The organism is Pseudonocardia pini, from assembly GCF_013870575.1.
Lineage (GTDB): Bacteria > Actinomycetota > Actinomycetes > Mycobacteriales > Pseudonocardiaceae > Pseudonocardia > Pseudonocardia pini.
Genome location: NZ_JACBXB010001234.1, coordinates 1 through 1004, shown reverse-complemented (window position 1 = coordinate 1004; position 1004 = coordinate 1). Strand labels below are relative to the sequence as shown.

Genomic DNA, 1004 nt, shown 5'->3' with positions numbered 1-1004 from the left:
CCACGAGGCCTACGTCTGCTCGCTGTGCCTCGCAGGCCGCCATGTCCGGGCGCTCGAAGGACTCGCCGCAGACGTGGCAGTCCAGCGCCACGCCGGACGGGTTGCCGTGCTCGTCCAGCATGGGCAGGTCGATGCCGTCGGGGGCGCGGCGCAGGTCGATCGCGGCGAAGCCCAGGCCGAGCCGGGCCATCAGCGCCCGCAGCCGGAGCGTGAGGTCCCTGGACAGCTCGGTGGCCTCCCGTTCGACGGCGAACACCCGGTCCCCGACCACCGTCACCCGCAGGTGCACACCGGGCACGGGGTGTCGGAGGACCACCGTGGGAGCCCCGGTGCACACGACCTGGTCGCCGGTTCGCCGGAACTCGCGGACCGCCTCGGGATCGTTCGTGACCAGGGTGTCCGGCACCCGCAGTCCCACGTCGTGCGCGACGGCCCACTGCAGGGGGCCGTGGCACGCCGCCTCGTCCCGGCGGGGGTCGTTGACCCAGGCGCACGGCAGCGCGTCGAGCACCGCGCGGACCACCTGCGCCGTCCCGCTCGACGCGACCGCCGGATCCACCCGCCACCACCCCACCCGCACCTCGGCGGCGTCGACGCGGCCGAGGTCGGTGTCGAAGGCGTACCGGGGCTCACCGACCCCGAATCGGGCGACGAGGGTCGCCCGCGCCGGGAAACGGGCGAGATCCAGCACCGCGACCCGGTGCTCGGCGGCCCGGAGCCGGTCCACGACCAGCCGGGTGTGCCCGTCCGTCGGGTCGGAGACCACGAGGATCACCGCACCCCCTCGCGCCCGTCGCCCATCTGGTTCCTCCCCGTGCCGACACCGACCACAGGGAGGAGGGTCGGGGTGGGCGGGAGATACAGCGGGCCGAGCGACCGGCACACTGGTCCGGTGAGGACGGTCCTGTCGGCGACACTCCTGCTCGTGCTCGTGCTGACGGGCTGCGGCAGCACCCTGGAGCGCCGCGCCACCGAGGGGCTGGCGGACGAGTGGACGGCGGGCC

Annotated in this window: 1 protein-coding gene; it reads right to left on the bottom strand. The window is 75.0% G+C overall.

Annotated features, from left to right (window positions below; genetic code table 11):
- A partial coding sequence (locus tag H5J29_RS34115) for a hypothetical protein (protein ID WP_181784970.1) occupies positions 1–775 on the bottom strand: 775 nt, incomplete at its 3' end.
- Between the last annotated feature and the right edge of the window lie 229 nt (positions 776–1004).